Origin of the sequence: Bacteroides sp. L10-4, from assembly GCF_013373675.1 — a bacterium.
Classification (GTDB): domain Bacteria; phylum Bacteroidota; class Bacteroidia; order Bacteroidales; family Bacteroidaceae; genus Bacteroides; species Bacteroides muris.
Window position 1 is genome coordinate 1 of record NZ_JABXJH010000147.1, and the last position, 688, is coordinate 688.

Sequence of the window (688 nt, forward strand, 5' to 3'; positions counted from 1 at the left end):
CGAGTAGGAGGAACGGGATTAATTCCCGTTCCGACCTCTCACACCACCGTACGTGCCGTTCGGCATACGGCGGTTCCCTAATTAACCTTTAAACACAGGATGATAGTACATCTTAAAAGTAGGGTAACCAGCCCGAAGCAAACGCTCATCCGACAAAGCCGCTTGTACAGTGGGATGACTTGCCATTCGCCAGTATTTCTTACGACAAAAGGCAGCCATTCGCACACGGTTCCCATCGGGAATAAGCTTCTTCAGATTTCGATACCGGGTTCGGACTCGTTTCCAAGACTTCCAAATACACATCCGTATGCGATGACGGAGCCAACCGTCCCATTCCCTTATCCTACTTTTGAGACCTGCCAACTTAAAATAGTTGAGCCAACCACGGATATACCAAGTCAAACGTTGTTTAAGATATTCGTAGCTCCAGCCGTTATTACGGCTGGTGAGTTCACGTATCTTACTCTTCATCTTCTTGACACTATCGACATGGATGTAGAATTGGCATTTGACATTACTACGACCAAAGGCATAGGAAAGGAATTTGATGTCACGCATATAAGCGACATGGGTCTTCTCCTTATTCACCTTTAGAAAAAGTTTCGTTTCAATAAAGGGAAGCAGATTATCCAATGTACGCTGGGCGGAACGACGGCTTTTACAAAAGATGACCAGGGCATCAGCATAC

At 45.9% G+C, this 688-nt stretch carries 1 protein-coding gene; it reads right to left on the reverse strand.

The features are described 5' to 3' along the window. Positions 1-81 precede the first annotated feature (81 nt). On the reverse strand, positions 82-688 hold a 607-nt coding region (locus HU824_RS19455), incomplete at its 5' end, for a group II intron maturase-specific domain-containing protein (RefSeq protein ID WP_176469746.1).